Origin of the sequence: Paraburkholderia fynbosensis (assembly GCF_902859935.1) — a bacterium.
In the GTDB taxonomy this organism is placed as follows: Bacteria; Pseudomonadota; Gammaproteobacteria; order Burkholderiales; family Burkholderiaceae; genus Paraburkholderia; species Paraburkholderia fynbosensis.
In genome coordinates this window covers 424,560-439,128 of the sequence record NZ_CADIKI010000001.1, presented here as the reverse complement: position 1 = coordinate 439,128, position 14,569 = coordinate 424,560, and the positions used below count along the sequence as shown (strand labels likewise).

Here is a 14,569-nt window from a genome sequence, read left to right as displayed (position 1 = left end):
CGAACGGTGCTGCCGATGTCGGCGTGAAGCCGAGCGGCGATCGCGACCTCCTGATACAACAACGAATGTCGGCGACTTAAATTCCACTGCGCGTCCGCGCAAAAACAGGCTCGTGCATCATTGCAGCCGCCACTGCATACGGCCGCGCAAATGCGGCTTTTCTCCGGCAATGTCGCGCACCTCGATATCGCGTTCGATCAGCGACGGCGACGCGCTCCACAACGATGCTTCTCCGGGCAGCAGCAGCGGCAGCTTGAATTCGGCGCTGAGCGTGGCTTCGGCGAGCGGCTTCGGTGGTTGCAGCGCGGAGGCGGCGCGCGCGAGCGTCCACATCCCGTGCGCGATCGCGCGCGGAAAGCCGAACGCCTTCGCCGACAGCGCGGTGAGGTGGATCGGGTTGTAGTCGCCGGACACGCTCGCGTAGTCGCGGCCCAGTTGCGGCGCGAGCTGCCAGCGCGACACGCGTTGCAGCGCCTGCGGGCCGAATTCGAGCGGATCGAGCGGATTGCCGCTCGCCGGCACCGCGCGTTTCAGATAGACGCTGTCGCCGTCCCACACAGCTTCGCCGCGCCGGTACATGCGGGTGTGCAGCACGAACGCCTGACCCTTGTCGTGACGCAGCAGCGCGCCGAATTCCACCTCGACGCGCAGGAGGTCCTTGTACGTGAGCGGGCGGCGCAGCCGCACGTGGTTGGCCAGATGCACGATCCCGAGCGCGGGCCACGGAAACGCCGGATCGGTCAGCATCAGCAGGTGCAGCGGAAACGCGAGCAGATGCGGATAGGTGAGCGGCACGCCATGCTCGGGAATGAAGCCGCACACGCGCGCATAACGCCAGACCGGCCCCGGATCGAGCACGACGGCGGGGCGCACGAGGCGCAGCGGCGGCAATTGCGGGGCGTGCGTTGAGCGCCTACGCTTGACGATGCCCGACAACGCGCGCGCATAGAGCTTCGCCGGCGCGGGCAAGGTGTCGACGACGACGGTTTTGGGCCGCACCGCATCAGGCCGCGTGGCGCCCGAGTTAAAACCGTCTCCGAACGGGTCGCCCGGTTCACGCATGGTCACGCTCCAATCAGGCTTTGTCCGCACACGCGCACGATCTGTCCAGTGACGCCGGCCGACCCCGGATGCGCGAGCCAAGCGATGGTCTGCGCGACGTCGACCGGCTGGCCGCCCTGGCTCAGCGAGTTCATGCGGCGGCCCGCTTCGCGGATCGTCCACGGAATCTTCGCGGTCATCTGTGTTTCGATGAAGCCGGGCGCGACCGCGTTGATCGTGATGCCGCGCGCACGCAGTCGCGGCGCCATGCTTTGCACCCGGCCGATCACGCCCGCCTTCGAGGTCGCGTAATTGGTCTGGCCGGAATTGCCCGCAATTCCGCTGATCGACGACACGCCGACGATCCGGCCGCCGTCGCGCAGGATGCCGGCGGCGAGCAGTGCGTCGTCGATGCGTTCCTGCGCGCCCAGATTGATGTCGATGACGCTTTGCCACGTCGCCTCGGTCATCTTCGCGATGGTCTTGTCCTTGGTGATGCCGGCGTTGTGCACGACGATGTCGACGCCCTGTTCGTCGAGCGCGGCGGCGATCTGAGCGGCGGCTTCCGGCGCGGCGATGTCGAACGCGAGGGCGGTGCCGTTCAACTGGCGCAGGGTCGCGTCGAGCGCATCGCGCGCCGACGGGATGTCGATGCCGATCACGTGCGCGCCTTCTGCCGCGAGCACGCTCGCAATCGACGCGCCGATGCCGCGCGCGGCACCGGTCACGACCGCGCGCCGGCCCGCGAGCGGCTGCGACCAGTCGAAGGCGGGCACGGTCGAGGCGCTTGCGGCGTCGGCTGGGCGGCCTGGAGCGCCTGCGTCGATGCGCACGACCTGGCCCGATACGTAGGCCGAACGCGGCGACAGCAAAAAGCGCAGCGTCGCTTCGGCGCTCCCCTCGGCGCCTTGCGCGACATACACGAGATTCGCCGTGATGCCGCGCCGGGCCTCCTTGCCGAGCGAACGCGTGAGGCCTTCCAGCGCGCGCTGCGCGGTCCACTGACGCGGGCTCTCGCAGGTTTCCGGCGGCCGCCCGAGCACGACGATCCGTGCGCACTTGCCGAGCGAGCGCAGCGTGTCGTGGAAGAACCCGTGCAGCGGCGCCAGATGACTGCTGTCTTCGATACCGCTCGCGTCGAACAGCAGCGCGGCGAGCTTGCCTTGAGCGCCGGCTTCGGCGGATTCGAAGCGCCCGGTCATGAGGCCATGGCGATGCGCGAGCGGCACCCACAGGCCGGCGCTTTCATGCGCAACGCTCGTCACGCCGATGCTCGCGACCAGGTTCGCGAGCGCGTCGAGCAGCCGTGGCTCACGGCCCGCGCCGATGGCGACCAGACCGTCGAACTCGGGCCGGTCCGCGCGATAGCGGCGCAGCACCTCGGGCTTCGGCAAGCCGAGCGAGCGCGCGAGGCGCGCGCCGAACGGCGAGTTGACGAACTTCAGATACGAGTCGTTCATGTTTTTTGTTGCTCCGCTGGAGGCGCCCCCGGGAAGTCCCCCGAGGGTATGCCCCGACGACCGAAGGAAGCCCCTGTGGCATCGGACCTGTGTCAGTGTGCACTGAGTTGGGCGTATCCGGTGGGGCTTCCCACGATGTTTTTCACGCGCCAGGGCTTGCATTCGGGCACTCAGGCCGCGTGTTCAAGCGCCTTGTCGAGCGTCTCCTTGCGTTTTTGCAAATTGGCGAGCATGTCGAAGTCGGCCGGGAAGTCGTCGACCTTCACGACCTGCGCGCCATAGTGGGCGTAGTCGTCGAGCACGCGCCGCTCGTCGGCGTCGATCAGCCCTTGCTGCCCGGCCGCCTCGGTCCAGGCCGCGAGGTGCGCGAGGCTTTGCGGCATCGGTGCGAGCAGGCCTTGCTTGACTGCGTCGCGCAGCTTCTGGTCGATTTGCGTGAAGCGCGGGTTCAGCTCGAACGCCAGCTCGCCGTAGCCGAGCGCGTCGACGTCCGGATGCGGCACGTACGAGTCGGACACGAGCCGCTCGCGCGCTGCGCCCGGCGTTTGCATCAGTTCGGCGATTTCGCCGCCAAGCCGGTCCGACGGCTCGCGATACGGCAGGCCGAAGGGGAACGCGAGCACCCGCACGAGGCCCGCGGCGAAGCGGTTCGGGTAGTTCGCGAGCACGCCGTCGAGCGCCTGCTGCGCCTTGTACAGCGAATCCTCGACACCCCAGCGCACCAGCGGCAGATCGTCCTGCTGACGGCCTTCGTCTTCGAAACGCTTGAGCGTGGCGGAGATCAGGTACAGCTGCGAGAGCACGTCGCCGAGTCTCCCGGAGAGGCGCTCACGGCGTTTCAGATCGCCGCCGAGCACGAACATCGAGACATCGGCGAGCAGCGCGAAGGCGGTCGAGATGCGGGTGGCCGCGCGGTAATACCCGTGCAGGGGCGCGTGAGCGGCACGCGGCTTGACGATGAACGCGCCGCCGGTGACGCCGTACACGAAGCTGCGCACCACGTTCGACAGCGTGAAGCTGAGGTGGCCGAAGAACGCCGTGTCGAAATCGCGCAGCGCCTTCGGGTGATCCGTTTCGCGCGTCGCGGCCATTTCCTTCAGCACGTACGGATGACAGCGGATCGCACCCTGGCCGAAGATGATCAGGCAGCGCGTGAGAATGTTCGCGCCTTCCACGGTGATCGAGATCGGCACCTGCTGATAGGCGCGCGCGAGAAAGTTCGACGGCCCCATGCAGATGCCCTTGCCGGCGACGACATCCATGCCGTCGTTGATGACCATGCGGGCGCGCTCGGTGATGTGATACTTGGCGATCGCCGAAATCACCGATGGCTTTTCGCCGAGGTCCACCGCCTGCGCGGACAGGCGGCGCGCGGCGTCCATCACGTACAGGTTGCCGCCCATGCGGCCGAGCGCTTCCTGCACGCCTTCGAACTTGCCGACGGCGGTGCGGAACTGGCGGCGAACCGCGGCATACGCGCCGGTGCCGCGCACGGCGATCTTCGCCATCCCGACATTCGACGACGGCAGCGAAATCGCGCGGCCCGCCGCGAGACATTCCATCAGCATGCGCCAGCCGTTGCCGACCTGCGCGCGTCCGCCTATCACCCAGTCGAGCGGAATGAACACGTCGCGGCCGGAGTTCGGGCCGTTCTGGAACACCGCGTTCAACGGCCAATGACGCCGGCCGATGTTCACGCCGGGATGAGCGGTCGGAATCAGTGCGCAGGTAATGCCGGGTTCTTCGGCGCCGCCAAGCAGGCGGTCGGGATCGAGCGCACGGAACGCGAGACCGAGCACGGTCGCGATCGGCCCGAGCGTGATGTAGCGCTTGTCCCACGTGAGGCGAAAGCCCAGCGTTTCGCGGCCTTCGAACACGCCCTTGCAGACGATGCCGACATCCGGAATCGCGGCGGCGTCGGAGCCCGCATAAGGACTCGTCAACGCGAAGCAGGGGATTTCTTCGCCGCGCGCGAGGCGCGGCAGGTAGTGGTTTTTCTGCTCTTCGGTGCCGTAGTGCATCAGCAGTTCAGCTGGGCCGAGCGAGTTCGGCACCATCACCGACACGGCCGCGGCCGAGCAGCGTGTGGCAAGCTTCATGATGACCTGCGAATGCGCGTACGCGGAGAACTGCTTGCCGCCGTATTGCTTCGGAATGATCATGCCGAGAAAGCCGCGCTCCTTGATGAACTGCCAGGTTTTCGGCGACAGGTCCTGCCAGACCATCGTGGTTTCCCAGTCGTTCGCGAGGTCGCACAACTGCTCGCATTCAACGTCGAGGAACGCTTGCTCTTCGGCCGTGAGCTTGGCCGGGCCGTAGCCGAGCAGCGTGTCCCAATGCGGGCGTCCCGAGAACAGTTCGGCGTCCCACCAGACCGTGCCGGCTTCGATCGCGTCGCGCTCGGTCGGCGACATCTCCGGCAGGATCTTGCGGAACACGCCGAGCACCGGCTTGGTCAGCCACGCGCGGCGCAGCGGCTTGAGCGCGAGCGCGAGAGCAGGGAGGACGAACACGATCGCGAAGAGCGTCGTGAGAGCGGGACCCGCCGCCCCGCTAAGGTGCGCGGCCGCCACCCAGACGATCATGACGGCCAGCCACCATGCGGCGCGCGCCTGAAAGTAGACGAGCGCGAGAGCGGCGATGACGAGCACCAGGATGAACCACGGCATGACGTTACCTCCTGTTTCGATGGTGTGGGCGAACGCGTCCACGAGGCGCGGACGGCTCGCGTTTCTGTTGGTCTTGCGCGTCTTCTATGTGTTCTACGCCTCCCACGTGCGGCGGCGCGGTGGCTTCGCCGTGCGTCCGGGTGTTTTCGAGTTCTTATCGTGTCGTCAGCGAATGGCGTTCCTGACGCTGCCGCTGTTGCTATCCGCCTGGCTGTCTGCGTTCTGTTGCCGGTTCTAACGCGGGGCGTCGTTCAGAAGCGGGGCCTCGATGCGCTGTTCGTATCTGCTGGATTCATTGTGTCCGGCTGCTTGATGCGCCGATGGGTTACCGACTGCTTGCCGCGCATCTGTTGTGTGTTATCGCGGATTCGATGCCGGCTTGCCGGATCTCGGCTGCTGCTTTGAAAATTCGGCATGCCTGCTTTTTCTGCGTGGCGCTCACGCCTTGGTGCAACGTGCTCTACCCGTCGCTCGCTCGCAGGCGGCTTCACGCAGGCGGCCCGACGGCGCCGTCTGTATCGCCGCGTGCTTCAGCTTCATGCGGTGCCGTCGTCTTTCCCTGGTGCGCGATGCGTCATTTCGCGCGTAAATAAAAAAGGCCGTTCCGATGCAAATCGGAACGGCCTCGTATTGCTCGTATCGATCATGTGGATCGACTTACCGCTGGTTTGGCCGTGCTCGCATTGCGTGACGCGTATTTCCCGCCGCGGAGGTTCGCACCGCCTTTGCGGCTATTTGTGCCTGAGAACGCCGCGGCAAAATAGCGGTTTGGTTCGGACGCTTAAAGCTGTCCTGCAACGTGGCCCGGCGTGGCGCCCCCGGTAATCTCCTTGGCCGACTGCGTCATGTCGATGCCGCGGCGCTCGCGGCTGAACGGAATCAACACGGCAATCACGACGGCGACAATGCCGATCACCACCGCCATCACGAGCGCGTAGTTGTTGCCCATCTGCTCGGCAAGCTTCGCCTGCAGCGGGCCGTTCACCGATGCGATCAGATTGCCGAGCTGATACACGAGACCGGGAAAGGTCGCGCGAATTTCATCGGGTGAGATTTCGTTCAGGTGCACCGGAATCACACCCCATGCGCCTTGCACCGAGATCTGCATCAGGAACGCGCCGGCCGCGAGCAGCACCGGCGTGCTCGAGAAAGCCCACAGCGGCAGCACCGGCAACGCAATCAGCGCGGCGATGAAGATCGCGCGCTTGCGGCCGATCTTTTCCGAGGCCCAGCCGAAGAACAGGCCGCCGATGATTGCGCCGACGTTCAGCACGATCGTGATCCACGACACTGTGTGTGCGTCAAACTGATGCTGAACGCGCAGGAAGGTCGGATACAGATCCTGTGAGCCGTGCGAGAAGAAGTTGAACGCGGTCATCAGCACGATCGCGTAAATGGACAGCCCGACGTTCTGCTTGAGCGTGGCGACCAGACCGGGCCGTGTTTTCTTTTCGAGCGTTTTGAACGCCGGCGATTCCGGCACGTGCGCGCGCACGTAGAGCACGAGCAGCGCGGGCAGCACGCCGACGAAGAACATGCCGCGCCAGCCGATGTATTGATAGAACACGCCGAACACGATCGACGCGAGCAGGTAGCCGCTCGGATAGCCCGCCTGCAGCAGACCCGAGACAATGCCGCGCGACTTGGGCGGCACGGTTTCCATCGTCAATGCGCCGCCGACGCCCCATTCGCCGCCCATCGCGATGCCGAACAGCGCGCGCAGCACCAGCAGCGTCATCAGGTTCGGCGACAGGCCGGACAGCAATTCCAGCAGCGAGAAACACGCGATGTTGAGCATCAGCGTGGGACGGCGGCCGTATTTGTCGGCGAGCCAGCCGAAAATCAATGCGCCGACCGGCCGCATCATCAGGGTCAACATAATCGCGACGGCCACTGCCGGAATCGTTGTATTGAATTCCGACGCGATATCTTTCAAAACAAACACCATTAGAAAGAAATCGAATGCGTCTAGCGTCCAGCCGAGATAGGCGGCGATCGTGACGTTTCTCTGTTCCCGAGTCCAACTCATTGATTGTGCTCCCTCAGTCTCCAATAACCCGTGTTTCACGACGGGTGGCTCTAGCCCCGTGCGCCCCATGCACTAAGCGCTTGCGGCGAGTGTACGCCGACTGTTAAACGCTCGCATGGTTGAAGCGGATTTTATCCGTATTAATACCTGGTGGGAAATCCTTGCTGAATCCATAATGCATGCATAGTGTCGGGTTAACGTAATTATTGTATTGAGAGCGTCGGATGCAATGTTTGTTTTTTGTAATGTGAGCTTGAGCGGGTTAGTTTCCATTCGCGTAATTCGGTGCGGCGTTTTCTAACCGGAAGGGTGCTCGCCGGATTCAGTTTGGCGAGGCCGAAGCGCGCGGGTATAACTGCGGCTCGCGGCTTCGCGGCGCGAAAACAAGCAGACCAATGAAGGACGGGACATGCGGCATTCGCCTATATGCGCGTTCCGCATTAATGAATCCGAAAAATCAATTTGATTCATGTTGCGGCGCGGAATAACATGGCCGCCGTCCCTTCCATTCCCCGAGTCCGCGCGTCATGTCAGTCAAATCCATCGCTTGCAGCCCCGTGCGCCACGAACGCAGTCTGTTTGCGGCGGTCGCCGCCGTCACGCTGCTCACCGGCGTGGGCGCGGGTCTGAGCGGCATGCTGCTCGCATTGCTGTTGCACGGCATTCAGCACCTTGCCTACGGATACAGCGTCGACCACCTGATCAGCGCGGAGAGTTTTCTACAAGGTGTGACGGGCGCGTCGCCCGAGCGTCGCGTGCTGGTCCTGACAATTTGTGGACTGGTGGCGGGGCTCGGCTGGTGGGCGCTGTATCGTCTCGGCCGGCCGCTCGTGAGCATTCGCCAAGCCGTTAAATCCGGCGATCCGCAGATGCCTTTGACGAGCACGACGGTCCACGCGCTGCTGCAGATCATCACCGTGGCGCTGGGTTCGCCGCTCGGCCGCGAGGTCGCGCCGCGCGAGATCGGTTCGGCGCTGGCGGGATGGCTGTCGCGCCGCGCGGGTCTGCCGGTCGCGCAGAGCCGGATCATGGTGGCCTGCGGCGCGGGCGCCGGGCTTGCCGCGGTCTATAACGTGCCGCTCGGCGGCGCGGTGTTCGTGCTCGAAGTCTTGCTGGGCACTTTCGGATGGCCGGCGTTGGTGCCGGCCATCGTGACCGCGTCGATCGCGGCGCGCGTCGCTCAGCTGGGGCTGGGCAATGAGCATCAATACCTCGTCCCGGCGATGTCGGTGAGCGCGCCGCTGGTCGCGTGGGCCATCGTATGCGGACCGGTCTTCGGCGCAACGGCGTGGTGTTTTACGGAGTTGATGAAGCGCTCGCGCGCCGCTGCGCCGAAGGACTGGCGCCTGCCGGTGCTGTCGCTGTTGAACTTCGCGATCATCGGCGTGCTGGCGATGCATTTCCCGCAATTGCTCGGCAATGGCAAAGGCACGGCGGGCCTCGCATTCGACGGGGGCCTGACGATCAGTCTCGCCGCGATGCTGCTGGTGCTGAAGGTCGTGATCACTGCCAGCAGTTTGCGCGCGGGCGCCGAGGGCGGCTTGCTGACGCCGGGCCTTGCCAATGGCGCATTGCTCGCGATCGTGCTGGGTGGATTGTGGAGCGTGTTCTGGCCGGGGGCTTCGCTGGGCGCATTCGCGGTGGTCGGCGCGACCGCGTTTCTCGCTGCTTCGATGCAGATGCCGATTACCGCGGTGGTGCTGGTCTTCGAATTTACTCGCGTGAGCCAGGACTTTTTGATTCCTGTTCTGTTGGCAGTGGCCGGCTCGCTACTGGCTTTTCAGGCTTGCGTGAAATGGGTGCCTGCGTTGCAGCCTGGTTTCGGTTTCGACTGGAGTGGTGCGAGCGAGGTGCGCTAAGGTGAATGCCGCGCTTGCGGCATCGCGGTGCCGTCGCGAGAAGAAAGGCGAGAAGGGCGAAGGGTGGCGACTGCCGAGGCGACGATAAAAGCCACACAAAGGCTTGACGGGGTGTTTCGTTTCACTTGAAGGTGGGTGGTGCTCAGGAGAGAACTCAAATAGAACGAGTGAGCCCTGAAAATCGCAAGAAAATTACTGTCGATCGCAGCGGCATACGCGCTTGTATCCGCAAAAAACTAAGAACTCCGCGGCGCATTATCGCTTCCATGGAACGATTTCCGATATCTTGCTTCGGACGACGCCACCCGCAGTTTCCCGAAGACTGAATCGCTAAGCGAGCGAGTAGCCTTATCGAAGTTAGGTCGCGGCGGCTTTCGGCCTCCAGGTAGTGCGATCTGAGTCTCCGCCACGTTGCTCGTAATAGGCCTGACTGCTCCGAGAAGCTGTAGCGAGCGTCCGGATGATGCTGGGTCATGAAAGTCAGGGGTAGCGAAATCGGAGACGGCTATGCCATCAATCGTGCACGCGTCGGCTTCACATGGATCGCAGGCGTCGACCAGATACTCGAATGGTCCCGTGCCACGCGGTGTACGACGAGGGCGACAAGTCAGCTTGACGCGCGACCAATTCTGGCAAGGCTTTTTCGCACATCGCAAGCTTAAAGCCACTCGCAATTATCTCCACGATCTCTATGAACCCTGTATGACGGCAGATCGTCGTTTGGCGTTCCCTATGGAGGAACGGCTTTCCTAATAAGCAACACCCCTTAGGTAAAAACCCGTATAATGGGTCCCATGGGGTGCCTTGGTGCGCCAACCGCCAACCACGAACCGCTACTGAAATCTCATATGAAATCGCTCATCCGTATGGCCTTCGCAGTTGCCCTTATCGCTCCGGCGCTATCGCATGCTGCCGAGTCGCTCACGCACGCGCAGGTACGCGCGGAATTAATTCAACTGGAAGAAGCAGGCTACAACCCTGCCGATGACAACGACTACCCGCACAACCTGAAGCACGCCCAGACTATCGTGGCGCAACAGAACGAAGCTCGCACCGCGTACGGTTCGGATGCTGCCGGTGTGTCGCAATCCAGCAACAAGACGCAATCGGGCGAAAAGTGAAAAAGCTGCCCTGAATCAGGGCAGCTTTTTTATTTCAGGAATGCGAACTCGAGCCCAGAAACAGGTGGTTAAAGAGGTCATTCCATTTATTGCGCTCGGCGGCTGACATCGCAGGATCGACAGGCGTTATCTGGCTGGTCTGAAAAGGTGACGGGATATTCCGATGCGTCGGAACATAGTCCATGTTCGCCAGAATCTTTTGCGCGTCCATCGAGAGCATGTAATCGTAGAGCAACATGCCCGCGGCCGGATGCGGTGCATGTTTGAACAGAGCAATGCCATTCGCTCGCGCTACCGCGGGCTGCAACAGGAACCAGTCGATAGGAGCATTTTTTCGCTTCGCCTGCATAGGCATATAGTTGTACGTCTCAAGCGCAAGCGGTACTTCGCCTGATGCAACCATATTGTTCAGCAATGAGTTACCGTTGCGGACAGACACACCATTAGTGGCAATCAATTCCTTGAAGAAGGCGATGCCTTTTTCGGTACTCATCTGCTGACAAATGGTTGCAAACCAATCGGAGCTTTTCGACTCGAGGCCGAGTTTGCCCTTCCATTTTGGCAATAGCAGATCGTTAAAGGAGGAGGGCAGTTCTTCTTTCTTTATGGCATTCGTATTGTAAGACTGAACCCAGACAGACAGCATGGTAGACGCCCACATGCGATGTTCCGGCACCGATCCTGGAATCAGGTCTGCGAACATGGGCGATGCGACAGGCTGTAACAGGTTCTCTTGTCGCAGATTATCGAGGAATGAAGAGCCAACATGCACGTTATCGGGCATATAACGACCGGCTCGCGCTTCTGAAACGGCGCGTTGCACGACTTGCTCATCCCCAGCGCGCCAGATGTTGACCTTGACGCTGTATTTTTTCTCAAACGGACTGAATAACGGTTCGAGATCCGATTTCGCGATCGTGGTGTAAAAATTCACTTGCCCTTCTTTTGTCGCTGCGGCGAGAATCCGGGCTGCGCGATCCGATCCGGTATAGTCGGCCAGTGCAAGATTCGGCGAAATTGCCTCGGCCGATCTGGCATGGACCGGCACCAATGCCGCGCTCGACGCGAGGCCCAAACTGGCTTTCAATATGGTACGTCGGGTAATCATCCTGTCTCCATGCTTGAAATAAGACGCCCCGAATGTGGCAGATTCAGGACTGTAGTTTGCGTATGCGCGTATATCACCAATTCAAACAAATTATGCTCGGTCATGCGCCAGATTTGATAAACGTATCCGATGAATTTCTGCGTACGCCTGATCGAAGATGGACGCGGAAACGCCAGCAATGATCGTTTGCGTGCATCGCCATCCGGATGCCCACTGCGGCATGACTTTCCACCTACCGAAAGTCAGAAACGACGTATTTCGATTGCTTTAATCATTCGCCCATTTCCTCAAGTCCTCCTGTCTGACAACGCAAATTCCTTCCCCCATGTTGGAAACGGTCCCGCGTCAAGTTGCACTTCACAACTCCCACTATGTGTAAATTAGTAATTTCCCCATGACCGCGTATAATGTTTGTAGACTGATCTGAGAAATCCGACGTTCACACCTCAGAGGTAGGACCATGAAACTCCTGTTCAATGCTTTTTGCGCTGCTTTCATCCTCGTTCCAATGGTGTCGCATGCAGCCGACTCCATCACGCGCGCCCAGGTGATCACGGAACTCGAACAACTCGAAGCGGCGGGCTACAACCCCGGTGTGGCTGACGACAGCTATCCGGAGAATCTGGAGCAAGCGAAGGCGGTCCTCGAACGGCAAAAGAACGAGCAGAGCTGACCATGTAGGAAGCGGTTACGCTATTGGTTTGAGTGACGCCGCGCGGCTTGGTCATACGAAACACCGACGTCGTACCATGGCGTTTGTACATCGCCATCACCGCGCTATTGGACCGATATTGACCACGACAGGCGCGCATGCCGGTCTATTCATGAAGCGCAGCAATCGCGGCCAGAATCAGGGCGGCCAGTGAGAGGAGTCGCACAGGCAGCAGCACACCTTCGTCATGCAGCGCTTCTATTTCAATTCGCCGATTGGCGATTAAGTCTGTGCTATAGCGCTTCACGCGAGATTGCTGATAGGGGGCAGGTAGAGCACATCTAGTTTCATATAGTTCGTATGTCGAATTAGTTTTGTTGTGTGAAAGCGCGAGATTCTGAGCCTCAAACACAACCTGGACATCGAGCCATGTCCACTCATACATGCGGGCATGGCAAGACGCAAAATCAGCAACGAAATGGGCGATACTTGTACCGTTGATTCCGGAATTTGCGCCGTCGCCGCAAAGGTGGTCGCCAGCTTTTAGCGGTCGACAGTGCAGCGTGGAACGGCATTCTGTATCTCTTGCACGCACCTGCTCCTTGGGAACACCTGCCACAGAAACCCAGTTTCGGTAGGGACCTGACATGCTGGGCGTCAGCAAATCAGGCTGAGGCGCTCGCCACGAGTGCGGCACGCTTCGGGTCACGTTGTTCCGGATACACGTATGGCCCGAGACGCATGATCGAGACCACGGCGATCGAAACAAAGCCCGAAAACGTCCAGAGGGCGATCCGGTAGGAGTGTGTGAGGTCGAACGATAGCCCGGATGCGAAGATCATGATACCGGCACCCCATCCCCACGCCATCCACATCGCCCCGCTGACGCGGCCAAACAGGCGCAGGTCAAAGTAGCGGCTTACGATGAACGTAATGATGTCTGCTTCCGCGCCGATCGAAATGCCGATCAGCCCCGCAGCAATCATTGCGGTGTAAGAGGTTGCACCCGATGCGAGAATGAGCACACCGATAAGCGTCAGCGCGAACGACATCGCAGCACAATACGGTGCGTGAACGCGATCCATCAACCAGCCAGCGAACAGACGGCCCACCGCTGATGTAGAACCGGCGATCGACAGCATCGTTGCAGCAGCCGTTACCGTCTCGCCTCGATCGGTCATCATCGGTACAAACTGCGAAAGCAACGCAAGCAGCACACCGGACACACAGAAGATCGAAAGTCCCAGCAGACGGAACGTACGATCGTTGAAAAAAAGTGCCCAGAGCGATGGTAGTTCGCTTCTCGCTTCACGCGTTTTACGCACGAGCTCTTCGTCGACGCCTGGCGGCATTTTGACGAGAAAGTAGAGTGCGGGAACGGAAAAAACGGCCATCGACGCAGCGACGCCAAAATAACCGGCACGCCATCCGAAGTGCATCAGCAGGTAACCCGCATAGTGCGGCATGAACATCGCGCCCACTGCCGTACCGCCGACCATCAAACCCAGCGCAAGACCGCGCTGACGATCGAAGCGGGCACAGATTACCTTCGCATAGGGCAGCGCGTTCGTGCTCGGCGCGAACAGACCGACCGCAAGGAATGCCAGTGCGAATACCCATGGAGACGCAGGCAACACGCCCACAAGCGCTGTGGACGCCGCAAACAGGATCAGAAATAGCAGAGTAGGACGACGCACACCCATTTTGTCGATGAGCGATCCGAGAAGGATCGTTCCCGGTCCCATCGAAAACTCGAAGACAGTCAAGCCGAGCGAAACCTGTGCGCGGCTCCAGTGATTCTCCGCAGCGATCGCCTTGATAAACATGCCGAACATGAATGCCGACAACACACCTGCACCGACGGAAAGACAGACCGCACCGCCGAATACCGTCCACCATCGATTAATATCGCGTTTCAAAATATTCTCCTTGCTACGCGCCGAGTGCAGAAAGCAGATCGTCCAGATAACCGGCGTTCGTCGAAAGAACCATCATCGTACTGTAAGGACGCAGCGTCTCGGCCGTGCTGCCAGATTTCTTCTCGGAGGGGCTGATCACGACGGACACGGTGACACCATTCATGCGATATGTCTTCGCTGCGACCGCAACCGCTTGAGCATCGTCACCTTCACGGCCCGAAATCACGACGGTATCAGGCGTACCCAGCCACCCGTTTAGCGCATCAGGGTTTGGGCCGGCGTCCGCATCCGGGCACTGCAAAAGTGCGGCGAATTCGCTCGCCATCGAAAATTCCACATTGGCATAGGCGCGGCACGTTGCGACTTCTGGATCGTTATCCGTCAGCGCGATCACGCGAACGCGCCGCGGCGAGGAATTCGGAGTCTGAATTCTGTAACGCACTTCGGATGGGGTGTGGTAATCAGGCATAGCTTACTTCCGCGGATTGATCTCATGTGAATTGCACCGTTGACACCTTCGCCCTGCAAGGGGCAAGGCGAAGTCCGTTTCATCGACAGCGAATGTGTGCGTACCCATTTGCGTAACGTTGTGACGGTTCGCGGCGACAACATAGGACAAACCCTGTTGTTCTGCACCCTGGATCACAACCGCCTGATCCGTAACTGCACCGCCTCACAGATAAGCCCATTCGATGCCGTTGCCCGGAGGCA

The 14,569-nt window shown here is 61.2% G+C and carries 12 protein-coding genes; 4 read left to right on the top strand and 8 right to left on the bottom strand.

Annotation, left to right across the window (positions count from 1 at the left end; translation table 11 throughout):
* Positions 1 to 117 precede the first annotated feature (117 nt).
* The 3 genes from HV770_RS01970 to HV770_RS01960 form a co-directional block, all read right to left on the bottom strand.
* The gene (locus tag HV770_RS01970) at positions 118 to 1,062 is read right to left on the bottom strand and encodes a MaoC/PaaZ C-terminal domain-containing protein (protein ID WP_175157835.1); all 945 of its coding nucleotides are present in this window, start codon (positions 1,060 to 1,062) and stop codon (positions 118 to 120) included.
* 2 nt (positions 1,063 to 1,064) lie between these two features.
* Positions 1,065 to 2,501 (bottom strand): 3-oxoacyl-ACP reductase, encoded by a 1,437-nt coding sequence (locus HV770_RS01965; RefSeq protein WP_175157834.1) that lies wholly within the window; start codon positions 2,499 to 2,501, stop codon positions 1,065 to 1,067.
* A 170-nt stretch (positions 2,502 to 2,671) separates the two neighbouring features.
* On the bottom strand, positions 2,672 to 5,170 hold the full coding sequence (locus HV770_RS01960; protein ID WP_175157833.1) for an acyl-CoA dehydrogenase: 2,499 nt from the start codon (positions 5,168 to 5,170) through the stop codon (positions 2,672 to 2,674).
* On the opposite strand from HV770_RS01960, the gene HV770_RS01955 reads away from it, so the two are divergent.
* Positions 5,157 to 5,408, top strand: a complete 252-nt coding sequence (locus tag HV770_RS01955) for a hypothetical protein (RefSeq protein WP_175157832.1) — start codon at positions 5,157 to 5,159, stop codon at positions 5,406 to 5,408. The two genes, HV770_RS01960 and HV770_RS01955, sit on opposite strands and share 14 nt — an antisense overlap.
* 543 nt (positions 5,409 to 5,951) lie before the next feature.
* On the opposite strand, the gene HV770_RS01950 is transcribed toward HV770_RS01955, so the two are convergent.
* Positions 5,952 to 7,199 (bottom strand): MFS transporter, encoded by a 1,248-nt coding sequence (locus HV770_RS01950; RefSeq protein WP_175157831.1) that lies wholly within the window; start codon positions 7,197 to 7,199, stop codon positions 5,952 to 5,954.
* 527 nt (positions 7,200 to 7,726) lie between these two features.
* On the opposite strand from HV770_RS01950, the gene HV770_RS01945 reads away from it, so the two are divergent.
* Positions 7,727 to 9,058 (top strand): chloride channel protein, encoded by a 1,332-nt coding sequence (locus tag HV770_RS01945; RefSeq protein WP_175157830.1) that lies wholly within the window; start codon positions 7,727 to 7,729, stop codon positions 9,056 to 9,058.
* 848 nt (positions 9,059 to 9,906) lie between these two features.
* Positions 9,907 to 10,179: a DUF4148 domain-containing protein gene (locus tag HV770_RS01940; RefSeq protein ID WP_175157829.1), complete on the top strand. Its 273-nt coding sequence runs from the start codon at positions 9,907 to 9,909 to the stop codon at positions 10,177 to 10,179.
* Positions 10,180 to 10,213: 34 nt separating this feature from the next.
* Here the strand turns inward: HV770_RS01940 and HV770_RS01935 are convergent, their stop codons facing one another.
* Positions 10,214 to 11,287, bottom strand: coding sequence for an ABC transporter substrate-binding protein (locus HV770_RS01935; RefSeq protein ID WP_175157828.1), 1,074 nt, complete (start codon positions 11,285 to 11,287; stop codon positions 10,214 to 10,216).
* Between the two features lie 460 nt (positions 11,288 to 11,747).
* Between HV770_RS01935 and HV770_RS01930 the strand changes: the two genes are divergently transcribed.
* Entirely contained in the window at positions 11,748 to 11,960 is a 213-nt protein-coding gene (locus HV770_RS01930; protein WP_175157827.1) for a DUF4148 domain-containing protein, read from the top strand.
* A gap of 145 nt (positions 11,961 to 12,105) precedes the next feature.
* On the opposite strand, the gene HV770_RS01925 is transcribed toward HV770_RS01930, so the two are convergent.
* From HV770_RS01925 to HV770_RS01915, 3 genes are read right to left on the bottom strand one after another with little or no spacing between them, the layout of a single operon-like run.
* Positions 12,106 to 12,588: a hypothetical protein gene (locus HV770_RS01925; protein WP_175157826.1), complete on the bottom strand. Its 483-nt coding sequence runs from the start codon at positions 12,586 to 12,588 to the stop codon at positions 12,106 to 12,108.
* A gap of 16 nt (positions 12,589 to 12,604) precedes the next feature.
* Positions 12,605 to 13,858 carry an MFS transporter gene (locus tag HV770_RS01920; RefSeq protein ID WP_175157825.1) on the bottom strand — a complete coding sequence of 418 codons (1,254 nt, stop codon included), beginning with the start codon at positions 13,856 to 13,858 and terminating at the stop codon, positions 12,605 to 12,607.
* A 13-nt stretch (positions 13,859 to 13,871) separates the two neighbouring features.
* Complete coding sequence (locus HV770_RS01915) at positions 13,872 to 14,327, bottom strand: hypothetical protein (protein WP_175157824.1); 456 nt, start codon at positions 14,325 to 14,327, stop codon at positions 13,872 to 13,874.
* Between the last annotated feature and the right edge of the window lie 242 nt (positions 14,328 to 14,569).

Coding starts and splice junctions, on each gene's coding strand:
- HV770_RS01940 (WP_175157829.1), top strand. CDS start 9,907: ATGAAATCGCTCATCCGTATGGCCTTCGCAGTTGCCCTTATCGCTCCG.
- HV770_RS01955 (WP_175157832.1), top strand. CDS start 5,157: ATGAACCACGGCATGACGTTACCTCCTGTTTCGATGGTGTGGGCGAAC.
- HV770_RS01970 (WP_175157835.1), bottom strand. CDS start 1,062: ATGCGTGAACCGGGCGACCCGTTCGGAGACGGTTTTAACTCGGGCGCC.
- HV770_RS01965 (WP_175157834.1), bottom strand. CDS start 2,501: ATGAACGACTCGTATCTGAAGTTCGTCAACTCGCCGTTCGGCGCGCGC.
- HV770_RS01945 (WP_175157830.1), top strand. CDS start 7,727: ATGTCAGTCAAATCCATCGCTTGCAGCCCCGTGCGCCACGAACGCAGT.
- HV770_RS01925 (WP_175157826.1), bottom strand. CDS start 12,588: ATGTCAGGTCCCTACCGAAACTGGGTTTCTGTGGCAGGTGTTCCCAAG.
- HV770_RS01935 (WP_175157828.1), bottom strand. CDS start 11,287: ATGATTACCCGACGTACCATATTGAAAGCCAGTTTGGGCCTCGCGTCG.
- HV770_RS01960 (WP_175157833.1), bottom strand. CDS start 5,170: ATGCCGTGGTTCATCCTGGTGCTCGTCATCGCCGCTCTCGCGCTCGTC.
- HV770_RS01915 (WP_175157824.1), bottom strand. CDS start 14,327: ATGCCTGATTACCACACCCCATCCGAAGTGCGTTACAGAATTCAGACT.
- HV770_RS01930 (WP_175157827.1), top strand. CDS start 11,748: ATGAAACTCCTGTTCAATGCTTTTTGCGCTGCTTTCATCCTCGTTCCA.
- HV770_RS01950 (WP_175157831.1), bottom strand. CDS start 7,199: ATGAGTTGGACTCGGGAACAGAGAAACGTCACGATCGCCGCCTATCTC.